Origin of the sequence: Rhodanobacter sp. MP1X3, from assembly GCF_014207165.1 — a bacterium.
Taxonomy (GTDB): domain Bacteria; phylum Pseudomonadota; class Gammaproteobacteria; order Xanthomonadales; family Rhodanobacteraceae; genus Rhodanobacter.
In genome coordinates this window covers 950487-965961 of sequence record NZ_JACHCO010000001.1, presented here as the reverse complement: position 1 = coordinate 965961, position 15475 = coordinate 950487, and the positions used below count along the sequence as shown (strand labels likewise).

Here is a 15475-nt window from a genome sequence, read left to right as displayed (position 1 = left end):
CGTCCCGCAGCGGGTGGCATGGCAAAATGCTTGATGCAAAGCTTGTCATCAAAGCCGCTTATTGTTTCGCGGATGGCTTCCGCGATATACCTTCAAAACGCTAAACAGCCGTCCAAACGGCTGAACACGCGCCCAATCCCGCCGCCCCGAAAACGGCATCGGGCTGCAAAAAGGGAAGCGGCGTTGTATGATGCCCGACTTCTTTTATCTCTCTATCCGAACGAAAGGATATAAATCCGATGTCCAGCCACCTGTTCACCTCCGAATCGGTCTCCGAAGGCCATCCGGACAAAGTAGCCGACCAGATCTCCGACGCCGTGCTCGACGCGATCCTCGCGCAGGACCCGCGCGCCCGTGTTGCCTGCGAAACCATGGTGAAGACTGGCGTGGCGATCGTCGCCGGCGAGATCACTACCAGCGCGTGGATTGACCTCGAAGCACTGACCCGCAAGGTGATCGTCGACATCGGCTATGACTCGTCCGAGGTGGGCTTCGACGGCGAGACCTGCGGCGTGCTCAACCTGATCGGCAAGCAGTCACCCGACATCAACCAGGGCGTGGATCGCAAGAAGCCCGAAGAGCAGGGCGCCGGCGACCAGGGCCTGATGTTTGGCTACGCCACCAACGAAACCAGCGAATACATGCCAGCCGCGATTCACTACGCGCATCGCCTGGTGGAGCAGCAGACCAAGGTCCGCAAGAAGAAGAATTCCCCGCTGCCGTGGCTGCGACCGGACGCCAAGAGCCAGGTCACCCTGCGCTATGAGAACGACGTGGCCGTAGCCATCGACGCCGTGGTGCTGTCGACCCAGCACGACCCAAGCGTCAAGCAGAAGGACCTGATCGAAGGCGTGCGCGAGCTGATCCTGAAGCCGGTGCTGCCGGCCAAGCTGCTGCACAAGGGCACCAAGTTCCACATCAACCCGACCGGCAAGTTCGTCATCGGTGGACCGGTGGGCGATTGCGGCCTGACCGGCCGCAAGATCATCGTCGACACCTACGGCGGCTGGGCCCGCCACGGCGGCGGCGCATTCTCGGGCAAGGATCCGTCCAAGGTTGATCGTTCGGCAGCCTATGCCGCTCGCTACGTGGCCAAGAACATTGTCGCTGCCGGCCTGGCCGATCGCTGCGAAATCCAGGTCAGCTACGCCATCGGCGTGGCCGAGCCCACCTCGATCTCAGTCACCACCTTCGGCACCGGCAAGATCGGCGACGACAAGATCGAGAAGCTGATCCGCAAGCATTTCGACCTGCGTCCGTACGGCATCATCAAGATGCTCGATCTGATCCACCCGATGTACCAGCAGACCGCCAGCAATGGCCACTTCGGCCGCATCCCGCAGCTGGTCAAGGGTGCCAACGGCGAAAGCTACACCACGTTCTCGTGGGAGAAGACCGACAAGGCCGACGCCCTGCGCGCGGACAGCGGTCTGGACAAGAAAGCCGCGGTCGCCCGCCGCAAGTAATCGTCCCCAGCAAGAGCGCCAAAACAAAACCCCGCGGTTGCCCGCGGGTTTTTTGTTATTTCAGCCTTCTGAATTCGATCATCCTATCCGGCTGCAATCGACACAAAGCCGACGATTATCAGTTCACGCCGGGGCCAAACTTGGCGGTTTCTTGCTACCGGTTCGGTCAGCGAGTTTCGTCGCCCGACTGCGGTGTGGGCAGGCGCCGACATGCGCGCCAGGACGTGGGCATGTGCCGGCACGACGGGCAACAACTGGGGCACTCTTGCTGTTGTGACGATTACGACGAGCGAGGACAACAGGAGCACCCTTTCCGTTGTGGCGATCACGCCGAGCAACGGCAACAACAGGGGCATTCTTGATGTTGCGGTGGTTGCGCCTCGGCATCGGCCGCGTCGCTGGCAAGGTATCGGCCTGCGCCGTGGCGATGGGCGACAACGCAGCCAGCACCTTCAGCGCCGCGCTCTCCCTCACGCCGGCCGCCTGGGCGACCAGCACGGCGGGTGTCTGCTGATTCTCAAAACCATCGTCCAGCAGGCGAGCCATCAGCTGATCACGCATGGCCGCGGTGCGGCTACCCAGCACCACGCCGAAAAGGCGGTGGCCGTCCCTGACGGCAGTCGACGCGAGATTGAAGCCCGAGGCATCGGTGAAACCGGTTTTCAGCCCATCCATGCCCGGATAGCGATCCATCAGGTGATTGTGGCCGCGTACCAGCTGACCCCGGAAGACGAATTCCTTGGTCGCGAAGTAATGCGAGTCCTGGGGGAAGTCACGATACAGCGCCATCGCCAGCTTCACCATGTCGCTTGCCGTCGTCAGCTGATCGGGATCAGGCAGACCGGAGGCATTGTTGAAATACGTGTCGGTCATGCCGAGCAGACGCGCCTGGGCGGTCATCATTTCAGCAAAGTGAGCCTCGGAACCACCAAGGCCTTCGGCCATCACCGTCGCGGCATCATTGGCCGATTTGGTGACCATGCCCAGGATGCAGTCCTGCACCGAGACGGTTTGTCCGTTACGCAGCCCGAGCTTGGTTGGCGCCTTGTTGGCCGCCCATCCTGAGACTGGCATCTGCTGATCGATCTGCAGCTTGCCGCTGTGCAGCGCCTGAAAGGTCAGGTAAAGCGTCATCATCTTGGTCAGCGAAGCAGGATGGATCTGCTCATCGGGATTGACCGACTCCACGACCTTGCCGGTGGTCGCATCAATGACGATGGCGCCGTAGCCCCCAGCATGAACCACACTGGAAACGATGGCGAGGGCAACAAATGCCGACGCCGCAATCATTCCCCGCAGCCGATTCAACAACTGGCCTGATTTTTCGGATGCGATGGACAACGTGGCTTCCCCACTGAAGGAACCGCGGCAAATTCCCGCGTGACGCAACTGTATAGGCAAGCGCGCGCAATATCCAGAAGCAATATCTTAGATAGATCAGTTAAGTCCATGTTAAATATAATCTTCTGCCGAAAGCAATCTGAACAGACAGCGCCGGCCAGACCCGTGTAACAGCGTAGGGTTGCAGCTGACAAAAGGGCTCTTGAAGGTTTCTCTCGCAGGGCTTTAATGCAATACCGTTCCCGCCGGCGCTAGTGAGCCCATCCACTCACGATGGTCGCCCGACGGCAGGCCAAAAGCTTCCCGCACCCGATGGGCAGGAAACCCAATGTGCTTTGGCTGGATCACCACCGTGTCGGCTAGCAACCGGGTCAGCTCGGCGGCGGAATTCGCACTGCCGTGCCAGACATAGCTTTCGATCTGAAACGCAAACTGATTGAGCGTTCCGAGTACCGAGTTCGAATTGCTTTTCGCCAGCTGCAGCGGCCTGACCGCCTCGGCCTCCGCCGCTGCCATGTCGGCCGGAATATCCAGATTCAGCAGCGCTTTGAACAACGCCTGGCTGAAACGCTCGGTCACCGTCGCATACGGCGCCGCATCCAGAACCACCGCAAAGCGGGTCGGCTCGCTCACCGCCAGCACCAACTGGATGCGCCCGACTCGAATCAGATTGGCCGTCCATTCGCCCAGCCGGTTCATTGGCGGCGCGGGCTCGGCTACTGGCTTGGCTTTCATGGCCTTGAGCAGTTTGGCAGTGCAGCGGAAGGCGGTCATCGTGGCAATTCCCGCATCGCCTCGACTATGCGCTGAGTTTCCACGCTGACGCGGGTGACGCGGCACAACAGGTCTATCACGTGATTCTTGTAGTCGGCGAAACGGTAAGCTGAGCAGCTCACAGCGGCGCGGTCCCTTCGCTGAGTAACGCGTAATAGCTCTGGTAGATCCAGATGCGGTTGCGACGCTGACCAGTGATTTCGTTAAGCAGACCCAGATCATGCAGTGCGGCGATGGCCGAGCGCACGGTGGGCGCGGCTACGCTGAGCGTCTTGTGGATGGTCGGCGCGTCCAGTATTGGTCGACGCACGAACTGCTCGAATACCTGCAATGCATTACCTGCGCGTCGGCCCAGCCCGCGCACTTTTTCACGGTCTTCGGCAAAAAGGGCCAGGATACGCTGGGCAGTATCCACCGCCTGTTGCGACGTGGTTTCCACACCTTTCAGGAAAAACAGCAACCACGCTTCCCAGTCACCGCTGCGGCGCACGGCATCGAGTTGCTGGTAATACTGCTGACGGCGCGTCTTGAAGTAGAGGCTGAGATACAGCGAGGGCTCTCGCAACACGCCTTCGGTGCAAAGGATCAGCGCGATCAGCAGACGTCCCACGCGGCCATTGCCGTCGTTGAACGGGTGGATGGTCTCGAACTGCACATGCGCTAGCGCAGCCTTGATCAGCGCTGGCATGGCGTCGCGATCGGTGTGCAGGAAGCTCTCGAAGGCGTGCAGGCATTCGGTCAGATGCGATGGCGGTGGCGGCACAAAAGTGGCCAGCACCGGTGATTTGCCGCCGATCCAGTTCTGACTGGTGCGGAATTCGCCCGGGTCTTTGCCAGCGCCGCGCCCACCACGAAGCAGCACACCATGGATCTCCCGAATCAATCGCAGCGAGAGCGGAAAGTTATCCTCGCGCAGGCGCTTCAAACCATGCGCCAGCGCGGCAACATAGTTGGAGACCTCTTCAACGTCGTCGTTGGGTACAGGCCAGTTCGTAGAGCAGCAGGTCAGACAGCGAGGACTGGGTCCCTTCGATCTGCGAGGATAGCAACGCCTCTTTGCGCACGTACTGATAAAGGAACAGGGCCGGGTCGGGAAGCATCAGGGTAATGCCGTCGAGGCGGCCGAGCGCCTGATTGGCGCGCTCGAGCTGAGCGATCAGTGGAGGGGTGTAGACGAGGGCCGGTCCGGCGGCAAGGCCTGCGGCACGAAGGCCTGGTAGTGGCTGCCGGAAAGACTGCCTTCCACGTAATCACCAGTCTTTCGTTCCATGGCGGTCTCCCTTTCCCAACGTCGCGAGTGTAGATTCTTGGGAAACTTACGGCAATATTTTTTTCCTAAGATGGGTCAAGCAAAGAGCTGGGAAAGTTTCGCCCGCTTTCCGAATGCAAGGTCACTCGCACCGTTACAATAGGCGGATGTCTCTTATCCAATTGCAACGCGTCGACTTCAGCATCGGCGGCCCTCTCCTGCTCGAACACGTCGATCTGTCGATCGAGGCGAACGAGCGTGTCTGCATCGTCGGTCGCAACGGCGAAGGCAAATCCACCCTGATGAAGCTGATCGCCGGCGAGCTGCATGCCGACGACGGCGAAGTCCGCGCGCAGAGCGGCGTGGTCATCGCGCGCATGGCGCAGGAAGTACCGCAGAACACCGCCGGCAACGTGTTCGACGTGGTGGCGGAGGGACTGGGCGATCTCGGCCATCTGCTGGCCCGCTACCACCATCTGTTGCACGAGCTGAACACGCAGGCCGACTTCGATGCGCTGGGTGAAGTGCAGACACAGATCGAGGCGCAGCATGGTTGGGATCTGGACCGCCGTGTGACCGAGGTGCTGACCAAGCTCGAACTGCCGGCGGATACCGATTTTTCTGCGCTGTCCGGCGGCATGAAGCGCCGTGTGCTGCTGGCGCAGGCACTGGTACGCAAGCCCGACGTGTTGCTATTGGACGAGCCGACCAACCATCTGGACATCGAGGCAATCGGCTGGCTGGAAAGTTTCCTCAAGCAGTTCGCCGGCAGCATCATTTTCGTCACGCATGACCGCAGTTTTCTTCGTGCGCTGGCTACCCGAATCGTCGAAATCGATCGCGGTGCGCTCACCGACTGGCCGGGCGATTACGACAACTATTTGCGCCGCCGCGAGGAACGTCTGCATGCTGAGTCGCAGGCCAACGCGCTGTTCGACAAGAAACTGGCGCAGGAAGAAGTGTGGATCCGTCAGGGCATCAAGGCCCGCCGCACCCGCAATGAAGGCCGCGTGCGTGCATTGAAGGCTTTGCGCAACGAGCGCGCCGAGCGACGCAATCTCACCGGCAACGCCAAGATGGCGCTGGCCACCGGCCAGTCATCCGGCAAGAAGGTCATCGATCTGGAACACGTGCATCAGGCCTTCGGCGGCCGTGTGCTGATCGAAGACCTGAGCACCACGATCATGCGCGGCGATCGCATTGGCATCATCGGCCCCAACGGCGCCGGCAAGAGCACGTTGCTGAAGATCATGCTGGGCGATCTGAAACCCATGGGCGGCACGGCCGAACTGGGCACCAATCTGCAGATCGCCTACTTCGACCAGCATCGCGTGCAGCTCAACGACCAGCTCAACGCGCTGGACAACGTGGCCGAGGGTCGCGAGTTCATCGAGCTCAACGGACAGCGCAAGCACATCGTCGGCTATCTGCAGGATTTCCTCTTTTCACCCGAGCGTGCGCGCGCACCGATCACGCGCCTGTCCGGTGGTGAGCGCAACCGTCTGTTGCTGGCCAAGCTGTTCGCGCAGCCGTCCAACCTGCTGATCATGGATGAGCCGACCAATGACCTGGATGTGGAAACACTCGAGTTGCTGGAAGAACTTCTCACCGAATACCAAGGCACCCTGCTGCTCGTATCGCATGACCGCGCGTTTCTCGACAACGTGGTGTCCAGCACCTTGGTGTTGGAAGGCAACGGCCAGATCGGCGAATACGTCGGCGGCTACAGTGACTGGCTGCGTCAGCGTCCAGAGAACCGTCGCCTCGGCGCCCCCCTGAAAGGAGGCGAGAGCAGGGATTCGGCGACTGACCCTTCAGCCGATAACGGAACATCAGCGACACCGGGTTCCGGCGCGCGCGGGAATGACGAGCCTGCAAAACCCAAGCGCAAACTGAGCTTCAAGGATCAACGCGAACTGGAACAGCTTCCCCTGCGCATCGAACAGTTGGAGACCGACATCGCCGGGCGCGGTGAAGCGATGAACGCCCCGGAGTTCTTCAAGCAGGATGCAGGCACGATTACCAAGGCCAACGAGGCCGTTGCCAAGTTGCAGGCCGAGTTGGAAACGGCCTATGCGCGGTGGACAGAACTGGATAGCTAGAGACGCCAAAGCAGCGTGGCTTCACCGCCTTGTCACATGCGTTTGATGCAATAGCCGTTTGGCCGTCACGCACACTATGCGAGCCGGCAATCTGACCACCCGTCACGGAATTCACATGCATCTACGCTGCTATCGCCGTCTTCTGCCCCTGCTCGCCGTTGTCGGTGTTGCCGTCAGCACCGCCGCCATCGCCGACACTCCCGTGCTGATGGTGTCGATCGACGGCCTGCGCGCCAATGATGTGTTGCAGGCCAAACAGCGTGGGCTGAACTTGCCGGCATTGAGCGCCTTCCTGCACGAGGGCAGCTATGCCACTGGTGTTACCGGTGTAACGCCAACCGTCACGTATCCGAGCCATACCACCCTGGTCACTGGCGTGGCGCCAGCGGTGCACGGCATTTACTCGAACTACGCTTTCGACCCCGAGTGGAAAAACGATCACGGCTGGAACTGGTACGCGCAGGACATCCATGTCACCACCTTGTGGCAGGCCGTACACGACAAGGGCGGCAAGACGGCCAGCCTGATGTGGCCAGTGAGCGTCGGCGCCCCGATTGATTACAACCTGCCGGAGCTGTGGCGCTCCGGTGCCGATGACGACCGCAAGCTGCTGCGCGCGGTTTCCACGCCTGGCCTGCTGGACGAGGCCGACCAGGCACTGGGTGTCTACCCGCAAGTGAAGTCCTATACCGCCGAGGACGACGCGCGCCGTGCCGAATACGCCGCCTGGATCTGGCAACACAAACATCCGCAGCTGCTGACCCTTCACCTCAACTCGCTCGATTCCGTCGAACACGAATACGGCCCTGGCAGCGCGCAGGCGAATGCGGACTTGACCCGACTCGACCAGGTCATTGGGCAGCTGCGTCGCGCGGTAACTCAGAACGATCCGCACGCCGTGGTCGTGATCGTCTCCGATCATGGTTTCGCGTCTGTGCAGCACGACGTCAACTTGTTCCAGCCGTTCATCCAGGCCGGCCTGATCACGCTGGCCAAGCCCACGCAGGTCGAGCCGGCAACGAAGCCGACCGTGACCGACTGGCAGGCCACACCGTGGCCGAACGGTGGCTCCTATGCGATCGTGCTGCACCATCCGGAAGACAAGGCACTGCAGACACGGGTACGAGCGCTGCTGGACAAACTTGCTGCCGATCCGCAGCTCGGCATCGAGCGCATCATCGATGCGAAAGAGATCGCCGAACAGGGCGGCAATCCGCAGGCCTCGTTCTATGTCGGCCTGAAGCTCGGCTACGAGAGCGCCAGCAGTCCGCTTTCCCCGCTAGTCGGCGCACCGCAGGAACTGGGCACCCACGGCTATCTGCGCCAGCATCCGGAAATGAACGCGACCTTCCTGATCGCCGGCCCCGGCATCCCGGCTGGCAAGTCGCTCGGCCAGATCGACATGCGCGACATCGCACCGACCCTGGCCAAGCTACTCGGCGTGCAGCTGCCGCAGGCCACCGGCAAGCCGCTGCTCTGATCAAACAGCGCGCAAAGCGCTCGAGGAAGCTGAGCCCCGGTACGCCAGTCGTACGCAGCACGCCGCAGCACCAGTCGCAAGGTGATGCGGCGCTCATCGTTACCGAACGTCACGGTGGCACTGAACTGGCTGTTGCCGATTGGGTTGAAGAAACATGTGTCTAGCGGGCAGTTTCTCGAACCACTGGCCCGCTCATGGAATGCCGGGGCGACAAATGATCAACCGGTATTCTGCAGCCCCTGGGAAACGCCGTTGACGCAGGCCACCAACGCGGCGAGCAGGCTGTCATCGGTGGCGCCGCCGTCGCGCCAGCGGCGAAGCAGATCCACTTGCAGCAGGCTCATCGGATCGACGTAGGGATTGCGCAGGCGGATCGACAACGCCAGGCGAGGATCGCCCTGCAACAGTTGGTCGCTGCGCTTGAGTTTGAGCAGCCAGTAACAAGTGCGTTCGAACTCGCCACGGATCAACGCGAAAAATGGCTCGTGCAACGGGCCGGCGAGTTTCGAAAACGCTTCGGCGATATCCAGGTCGCACTTGGCCAACACCATCTCCACGTCGTCCAGCAAGTTGGCGAAGAACGGCCAGTCACGCGCCATCTCGCCCAGCGCGTCTTCGCCGAATTCGGCGACACCGTATTCCAGCGCCGAACCCAGACCGTACCAACCGGTGATGATCGAGCGGCACTGCGTCCACGCAAACACCCAGGGGATCGCGCGTAGATCCTGCACGCCGCGCATGCTGCGCCGACTGGCCGGACGTGACCCAAGAGTCATCCGTTCGATCACGTCAATCGGCGTCGCGGTACGGAAGTAGTCGACGAAATGCTCGCGGTCGACCAGTTGGCGATAGGCCTTGCGGCTATTGACGGAAAGCTGCTCCATCATTTGAACCCATTGTTCTTCGCGCTGCTCGGTTTCGCGCGGGCGCAGACTCGCGCGCAACACGGCGCCGACGGTTTGCTCAAGATTTCGCAACGCCAATGCGCGAATGCCGTACTTGCGATGGATGACTTCGCCCTGTTCAGTCACCCGCAACACGCCAGCTACCGACCCGCGCGGCGACGACATCAATGCCGGCGTGATCCGCGCACCGCCTCGGCTCGCCGAGCCACCGCGACCGTGAAAAAACGCCAACCGAATGCCGGCAGCCTGGGCCAGTTCCAGCAGTTCCACCTGCGCGCGCTGCAGCCCCCAGCGCGAAGCCAGCGTGCCGGCATCCTTGCCACTATCCGAATAACCGAGCATCACCCACTGCCGATTGCCACGCGCGCTGAGATGCTGGCGATACAGCGGATCGTCGAGCAGTGCGCGCAGCGTCGCCGGCGCATTTTTCAAATCATCGACAGTTTCGAAAAGTGGCGCGATGTCCAGCGGTACAACGCTTTCTGCATTCGCTTCCTGATCGGCTTGAGGCGAATGACCCAGCCCGCCATAACGAGCCAGCGCCAGCACCGCCAACACGTCGGCAGCAGAGCGGGCCATGCTGATGATGTAAAGCCCGATGGCATCGGTGCCATAACGTGTACGTGCATCATGCAGCGTCGCGAAGACATCGTGCAGCGTCTTCGCATTGGCGTCTCCACTCATCGCGAACGCACGCTCGCCGCTGGCGAATGGCTGCAGTCGCTCGACGCGATCGGCCACGTCCCGCGAGAGCCAGTCCGGATCGCTGAACAATGCTGACAAGGCTTCATCGTGCACCCGCGAATCCTGGCGGACGTCCAGCCGCGCCAGATGGAAACCGAAGGTACGCACGCGCCGAATCAGCCGCTTTACCGCATAGGCACCCGCGTGTACGCCGTGATGATCCACTAGGCTGCGAGCGATGATTTCGAGATCGTCCTGCAACTCGTCAACGGACGTATAGCCTTCCAGATGCACATCGTCTTCGGTCGCCCGCAGCCGCGCGCCCATCAGTGTCAGGAGGCAGCGGTATGGCATGTCCGCGTGCCGCGGGCGGATGCTTGCTGCAGCCTTCGGAAAGCGCTGACGGTAGTCGGCCAGGCGCTGCGACAATGCCTCGTCCACGTGTACGCGCTGATCGGTCTGACTCAGCAGGCGAGCCAGCGTCGAAATATCTTCGACGTAATGTTCCAGCACATGCGCACGCTGGGTTGCCAGACTCGCGCCGATGGTGGCGGCACCCACGTTGGGGTTGCCGTCCATGTCACCGCCCACCCACGTCGCAAAACTGAGCAGCTGCGGCAGCGGCACAGCGACGTCGTAGATGGTCTTCAACGCCTGGGCCAGCGATTCATACAGCGCCGGCACGATGCGATAGATCGGATTGGCCAGATAGAACCCGACGTGGTGATGTTCGTCCTGCACGGTCGGGCTGACCGGTGAGGCTTCAGCGGTTTGCCAGCCAGACGACAGCGCCATGTAGATGCGGTCATCATCCTCGTGTCGCTCCTGCGGCGTGCGGGTGGGGTCGAAGTTATCGACCAGCGCACGCACGATCGCCTGCTCCTTTTCCAGCAAGGACCGACGCACCGCTTCGGTGGGATGCGCGGTGAATACCGGTTCCACCCGCAGGCGGTCGAGCCATTCCAGCAACTCGTCCGCGTTGACACCCTGCTCCTTGAGATGCGTCAAAACATCAAGCAGCGACTCGGGCTGCGGAAACGTGCCATCACGCTGGTATTCACGTCGACGGCGGATGCGGTGAACGCGTTCAGCAATGTTCACCGCTTGAAAATAACTAGCAAAGGCACGCGCGAGTGCCTCCGCATCGTCGGCCTGCAGGCCAGCCAGCGTATCGGCTAGCGCCACCACTGAATTACCCTCGCGACGGCGCCGTATCGCGGCCTGACGCACCGACTCCACCCGCTGGTAGAAGGCCTCACCGCCCTGTTCGGCCAGCATCAGGCCAACCAGTGTGCCAAGCCGGTTGACGTCTTCGTGTAGGGGACCATCGTGCGGCAAGGATTCGGTTTCGCGAGTTTCTGGCATGGACGGCTCCGTTCAGTTGGCTCCAAGACTACCAATCCAACGCGGCGCTGTGGTCAGCTATAATCAATTCTTTCCCCTGTCCGCCGAGGGGCGCTGCGACCGTTCGTGAATGCGGCTTCATCCGCAACGTCTGCACCATGGTGCAAACACTCAGAACGGCCAGGCTCGGTGCGGCAAGTTTCACAACGGCGCCCGGTTACCACACGCGAATTCGTTCGCACTAACCGGAGACAATCCATGAACGCTGTTAGCAAAGAAGTCGACGCTGTCGACTATAAAGTGGCCGATCTTTCCCTGGCCGATTGGGGTCGCAAGGAACTCGACATCGCCGAGCACGAGATGCCAGGCCTGATGTCGATCCGCAAAAAGTACGCCACCGCCAAGCCATTGAATGGCGTGCGCGTGACTGGTTCGCTGCACATGACCATTCAGACCGCCGTGCTGATCGAGACGCTGAAGGACATCGGCGCCGACGTGCGCTGGGCCTCGTGCAACATCTTCTCGACCCAGGACCACGCTGCCGCCGCGATCGCCGCGACCGGCACGCCGGTGTTCGCCTGGAAGGGCGAGACGCTGGAGGAATACTGGGACTGCACACTGGATGCGCTGACCTTCCCGGGTGGCAAGGGGCCCGAACTGGTCGTTGACGACGGCGGCGATGTCACCCTGCTGATCCACAAGGGCTACGAGCTGGAGAAAGGTTCGACGTGGGTCGACGAGCCGGCTTCCTCACACGAAGAAGGCGTGATCAAGAACCTGCTCAAGCGCGTGGCGAAAGAGCGCCCCGGCTTCTGGACCACCGTGGTCAAGGACTGGAAGGGTGTCTCCGAAGAAACCACCACCGGCGTGCATCGCCTGTACCAGATGGTCGAGGCCAAGTCGCTGCTGGTGCCTGCCATCAACGTCAACGACTCGGTCACCAAGTCGAAGTTCGATAACCTGTACGGCTGCCGCGAGTCGCTGGCCGATGGCCTGAAGCGCGCGATGGACGTGATGTTGGCTGGCAAGGTGGCTGTGGTCTGCGGTTACGGCGACGTCGGCAAGGGTTCGGCGCACAGCCTGCGTGCTTATGGCGCACGTGTGGTGGTGACCGAAATCGATCCGATCAACGCGCTGCAAGCGTCGATGGAAGGCTTTGAGGTCAACACCGTCGAAAGCACGCTGGGCCGCGGCGACATCTACGTCACCACCACCGGCAACAAGGACGTGCTGACCATCGAGCACCTGAGCCAGATGAAAGATCAGGCCATCGTCTGCAACATCGGTCACTTCGACAACGAGATCCAGGTCGATGCGCTGAACAATTTCCCGGACGTGGTCAAGCTCAACATCAAGCCGCAGGTCGACAAGTACACCTTCAAGGACGGCCGCGCGATCTTCCTGCTGGCCGAAGGCCGCCTGGTCAACCTCGGCTGCGCCACCGGCCACCCGAGCTTCGTGATGTCCAACTCGTTCTCCAACCAGACGCTGGCGCAGATCGACCTGTGGGCGAACAAGGACAGCTACGAAGCCAAGGTCTATATCCTGCCGAAGAAGCTCGACGAGGAAGTCGCGCGTCTGCATCTGGAAAAGATCGGCGTGGTACTGACCACCTTGACCACCTCGCAAGCCGCGTACCTCGGCGTGGACAAGGACGGCCCGTACAAGCCGGAGCATTACCGCTACTAATCTCTCCCGCTGTTGGAAAGATACGAAGCCCGCCTGCGAAGGCGGGCTTTTTTATTACGCGCGGTCATCGGATAGCCCTCCAAGAAGAACGTGCACCCAGCGGCTCGATGCCATAGCGTCACGCTGCTGCGCTTTTCACGTATCCGGTGCGAATAATGCTGTGCCTGGCGCTTTATCAGCACCAGCACTCCATGACCCTCCTCCATTGACGACAGGAAAAGACCATGCGCACATCGCAAAATAAACTCCCACTGCTGCTTGGCCTAGCTTTGGCCGTTGGTTTGACCGCAAGTGCAGCAGCGCTGGCGGATACTCCCGCATTATCGAAAAGCGATCAGGCCTTCGTGGCGAAGGTGTCGCAGGGCGGCATGTTTGAAGTGGCCGCAAGCAAGGTCGCCGAAGACAAGGCCCAGGCGCAGGACGTCAAGGACCAGGCCCATACCGAAGTACATGATCACGAACTGGTCGGCAGCAAGCTGAAGTCGATCGCCTCGTCCAATGGCGACGACTTCCCAACGGATCTGAACGCCGATTTCACCGTACGGGTGGCCAAGCTCAACGCCTTGTCCGGCAACGCTTTTGACGATGCCTACATCGCCGAGATGAAGACGATCCATGCGTTGGACGGTGCTGCTTTCGCCAAGGAAGCCAAGACCGGGCAGAACGCCGATCTGAAAGCCTTTGCGGCCGAGACCGTGTTGATCGTCAAGCGTCACATCGGCGCCCTGCACGGTGTTACGAAGAGCTGAAAGTCGGTGTATGTCGAAGCAGCGATGCCTCGGCGTGCGCTTATTTGCAGCACTGCGACCGCCCCTATTAAAGCCGCTAACGAAAAGCCCACACAAACCATATCGCTCTATCGCGAACAAGAGATATATACTTGAGCCATTGCACCATCTGGACACGACGTGATGCCGGCGATCAGCTTTGAATTCTTTCCGCCCAAGACCGATGAACAGCGTGCACAGATGGATCGTGCCGCTCAGTTGTTAAAGGCTCACCAGCCCGAGTACGCCTCCGTAACTTTCGGCGCCGGCGGTTCGACTTTGAGCTACACCAGTGAAACCGTGCAGCATCTCAATAAGGTGCATGGGCTCTCGGTGGCACCGCATCTGTCCTGCGTAGGTGGAACACGCGCCGAACTGGGCGCGCTGCTGGACGAATACCGGGCAGCCGGCTATCGACGCATTGTCGCGCTTCGCGGTGATCTGCCTTCCGGCATGGCGACTCCGGGCGATTTCCGCTATGCCGTCGAACTGGTGGCTTTCATCCGTCAGCACAGTGGCGATCACTTCCATATCGAAGTAGCTGCCTACCCTGAAACCCATCCGCAGGCGGACAACGCGTTGAAGGACCTGCAGCACTTCAAGGCCAAGGTCGATGCTGGTGCCGATGGTGCCATCACCCAATACTTCTTCAACGCCGATGCCTATTTCCGCTTCATTGACGATGCCGGCAAGCTGGGTGTGAATGTGCCGATCGTGCCGGGCATCATGCCGATCGCCAACTACAGTCAATTGCGGCGGTTCTCGGAAATGTGCGGTGCCGAAATTCCGCGCTGGATCGCCAAACGTATGCAGGCTCACGGCGACGATGCCGAGTCGGTGCGAGCGCTCGGTGCCGAAGTCGTCGCACAGCTGTGCCGCCGCCTGCTCGACGGCGGCGCGCCGGGGCTGCATTTCTACACGCTCAACCGCGCCAAGGCGACCCAGTCGGTGCTGCAGCAACTGGTTTGAACCGAGCGGCTATGCTGTTGTCATGCGCCTGCTGACAACATTGCTGTGGTTCGTTCTGATTCTCTGGGCCATGCCCGGCAGGGCGCAGACGGATATTCATCGCTGCATCGGCGCGAACGGCAATGCGCTGTTTACCGACCAGACCTGCGCCGCCATGCAGGCCACCACGATACATGCTGCGGCCAAACCCAGTGATGACGTCACCCATACCGCAACGATTGCCTCCACACCGGCTGAGCCACCGCCGGTTCTCTGCGCCGGAACCTTCAACGAATTGCGGCAGAGCGTGATCGATGCCTTCGCCAACCACAACGCAAACCGCATGGCGGGGCTGATGCTTTGGAATGGTTACGGCGGTAGCGCCGCCGTTGCCGACATTCGCGCGCTCAGTGCATTGATGCAGCAACCGCTGCTGGACGCCGGGCCACCCGAGAATGCCGACGCTTCGCCGACCAGCAACAGCGATCCGTCGACGACAGATAACGCTGCCGAGGCACCAGTCTCTGGTAACGAGTTGGTCCTGCATCTGGCCGGCAACGACGGCAGTGGTAACCCACGAGAACTGCGTTACGGCATCGTGCGCCGTTCGGGTTGCCTGTGGCTGCGCAACGCCGACTGAGGCGGACCGATCTGGCCGCTGACTCAGTTCACCGTGCCATACACATGCCGTACAACCACTCAGCAGCTATCATGCGCGGTCCCCAT

Annotated in this window: 10 protein-coding genes, 1 pseudogene and 1 riboswitch; of the genes and pseudogenes, 7 read left to right on the top strand and 4 right to left on the bottom strand. The window is 61.2% G+C overall.

Features of this window, described 5'->3' with window-relative positions; genetic code table 11:
* Positions 1-239 precede the first annotated feature (239 nt).
* Positions 240-1466 carry a methionine adenosyltransferase gene (metK, locus tag HDE79_RS03975; RefSeq protein ID WP_184600599.1) on the top strand — a complete coding sequence of 409 codons (1227 nt, stop codon included), beginning with the start codon at positions 240-242 and terminating at the stop codon, positions 1464-1466.
* A 123-nt stretch (positions 1467-1589) separates the two neighbouring features.
* Here metK and HDE79_RS03970 read toward each other — a convergent pair whose 3' ends face one another.
* From HDE79_RS03970 to HDE79_RS03960, 3 genes and pseudogenes are all read right to left on the bottom strand, one after another.
* Positions 1590-2807 (bottom strand): D-alanyl-D-alanine carboxypeptidase family protein, encoded by a 1218-nt coding sequence (locus HDE79_RS03970; protein ID WP_255488229.1) that lies wholly within the window; start codon positions 2805-2807, stop codon positions 1590-1592.
* Positions 2808-3032: 225 nt separating this feature from the next.
* Positions 3033-3581: a hypothetical protein gene (locus HDE79_RS03965; RefSeq protein ID WP_184600598.1), complete on the bottom strand. Its 549-nt coding sequence runs from the start codon at positions 3579-3581 to the stop codon at positions 3033-3035.
* 118 nt (positions 3582-3699) lie between these two features.
* A pseudogene (locus HDE79_RS03960) lies at positions 3700-4851 on the bottom strand (Fic family protein).
* A gap of 146 nt (positions 4852-4997) precedes the next feature.
* Between HDE79_RS03960 and HDE79_RS03955 the strand changes: the two are divergent.
* Together HDE79_RS03955 and HDE79_RS03950 are read left to right on the top strand one after the other, a co-directional pair.
* Positions 4998-6932: an ATP-binding cassette domain-containing protein gene (locus tag HDE79_RS03955; protein ID WP_184600597.1), complete on the top strand. Its 1935-nt coding sequence runs from the start codon at positions 4998-5000 to the stop codon at positions 6930-6932.
* A 115-nt stretch (positions 6933-7047) separates the two neighbouring features.
* Positions 7048-8412, top strand: coding sequence for an ectonucleotide pyrophosphatase/phosphodiesterase (locus HDE79_RS03950; RefSeq protein WP_184600596.1), 1365 nt, complete (start codon positions 7048-7050; stop codon positions 8410-8412).
* 218 nt (positions 8413-8630) lie between these two features.
* Here HDE79_RS03950 and ppc read toward each other — a convergent pair whose 3' ends face one another.
* Positions 8631-11366, bottom strand: a complete 2736-nt coding sequence (gene ppc, locus HDE79_RS03945; protein WP_184600595.1) for a phosphoenolpyruvate carboxylase — start codon at positions 11364-11366, stop codon at positions 8631-8633.
* Between the two features lie 79 nt (positions 11367-11445).
* Positions 11446-11567: riboswitch (S-adenosyl-L-homocysteine riboswitch) on the top strand.
* A gap of 36 nt (positions 11568-11603) precedes the next feature.
* Here ppc and ahcY point away from each other — a divergent pair.
* The 4 genes from ahcY to HDE79_RS03925 all read left to right on the top strand — a co-directional run bounded on the left by ahcY (position 11604) and on the right by HDE79_RS03925 (position 15389).
* The gene (gene ahcY / locus HDE79_RS03940; protein ID WP_184600594.1) at positions 11604-13034 is read left to right on the top strand and encodes an adenosylhomocysteinase; all 1431 of its coding nucleotides are present in this window, start codon (positions 11604-11606) and stop codon (positions 13032-13034) included.
* 224 nt (positions 13035-13258) lie between these two features.
* The gene (locus tag HDE79_RS03935; protein ID WP_184600593.1) at positions 13259-13783 is read left to right on the top strand and encodes a DUF4142 domain-containing protein; all 525 of its coding nucleotides are present in this window, start codon (positions 13259-13261) and stop codon (positions 13781-13783) included.
* Between the two features lie 162 nt (positions 13784-13945).
* Positions 13946-14770 (top strand): methylenetetrahydrofolate reductase [NAD(P)H], encoded by an 825-nt coding sequence (gene metF, locus HDE79_RS03930; RefSeq protein ID WP_184600592.1) that lies wholly within the window; start codon positions 13946-13948, stop codon positions 14768-14770.
* Between the two features lie 22 nt (positions 14771-14792).
* Positions 14793-15389: a DUF4124 domain-containing protein gene (locus HDE79_RS03925; protein ID WP_184600591.1), complete on the top strand. Its 597-nt coding sequence runs from the start codon at positions 14793-14795 to the stop codon at positions 15387-15389.
* The last annotated feature ends 86 nt before the right edge of the window (positions 15390-15475 follow it).

What these genes read in the sequence shown, in the direction of transcription:
- metK (WP_184600599.1), top strand. Translation starts at nt 240, where the DNA reads ATGTCCAGCCACCTGTTCACCTCCGAATCGGTCTCCGAAGGCCATCCG.
- HDE79_RS03965 (WP_184600598.1), bottom strand. Translation starts at nt 3,581, where the DNA reads ATGACCGCCTTCCGCTGCACTGCCAAACTGCTCAAGGCCATGAAAGCC.
- HDE79_RS03955 (WP_184600597.1), top strand. Translation starts at nt 4,998, where the DNA reads ATGTCTCTTATCCAATTGCAACGCGTCGACTTCAGCATCGGCGGCCCT.
- HDE79_RS03950 (WP_184600596.1), top strand. Translation starts at nt 7,048, where the DNA reads ATGCATCTACGCTGCTATCGCCGTCTTCTGCCCCTGCTCGCCGTTGTC.
- ppc (WP_184600595.1), bottom strand. Translation starts at nt 11,366, where the DNA reads ATGCCAGAAACTCGCGAAACCGAATCCTTGCCGCACGATGGTCCCCTA.
- ahcY (WP_184600594.1), top strand. Translation starts at nt 11,604, where the DNA reads ATGAACGCTGTTAGCAAAGAAGTCGACGCTGTCGACTATAAAGTGGCC.
- HDE79_RS03935 (WP_184600593.1), top strand. Translation starts at nt 13,259, where the DNA reads ATGCGCACATCGCAAAATAAACTCCCACTGCTGCTTGGCCTAGCTTTG.
- metF (WP_184600592.1), top strand. Translation starts at nt 13,946, where the DNA reads ATGCCGGCGATCAGCTTTGAATTCTTTCCGCCCAAGACCGATGAACAG.
- HDE79_RS03925 (WP_184600591.1), top strand. Translation starts at nt 14,793, where the DNA reads ATGCGCCTGCTGACAACATTGCTGTGGTTCGTTCTGATTCTCTGGGCC.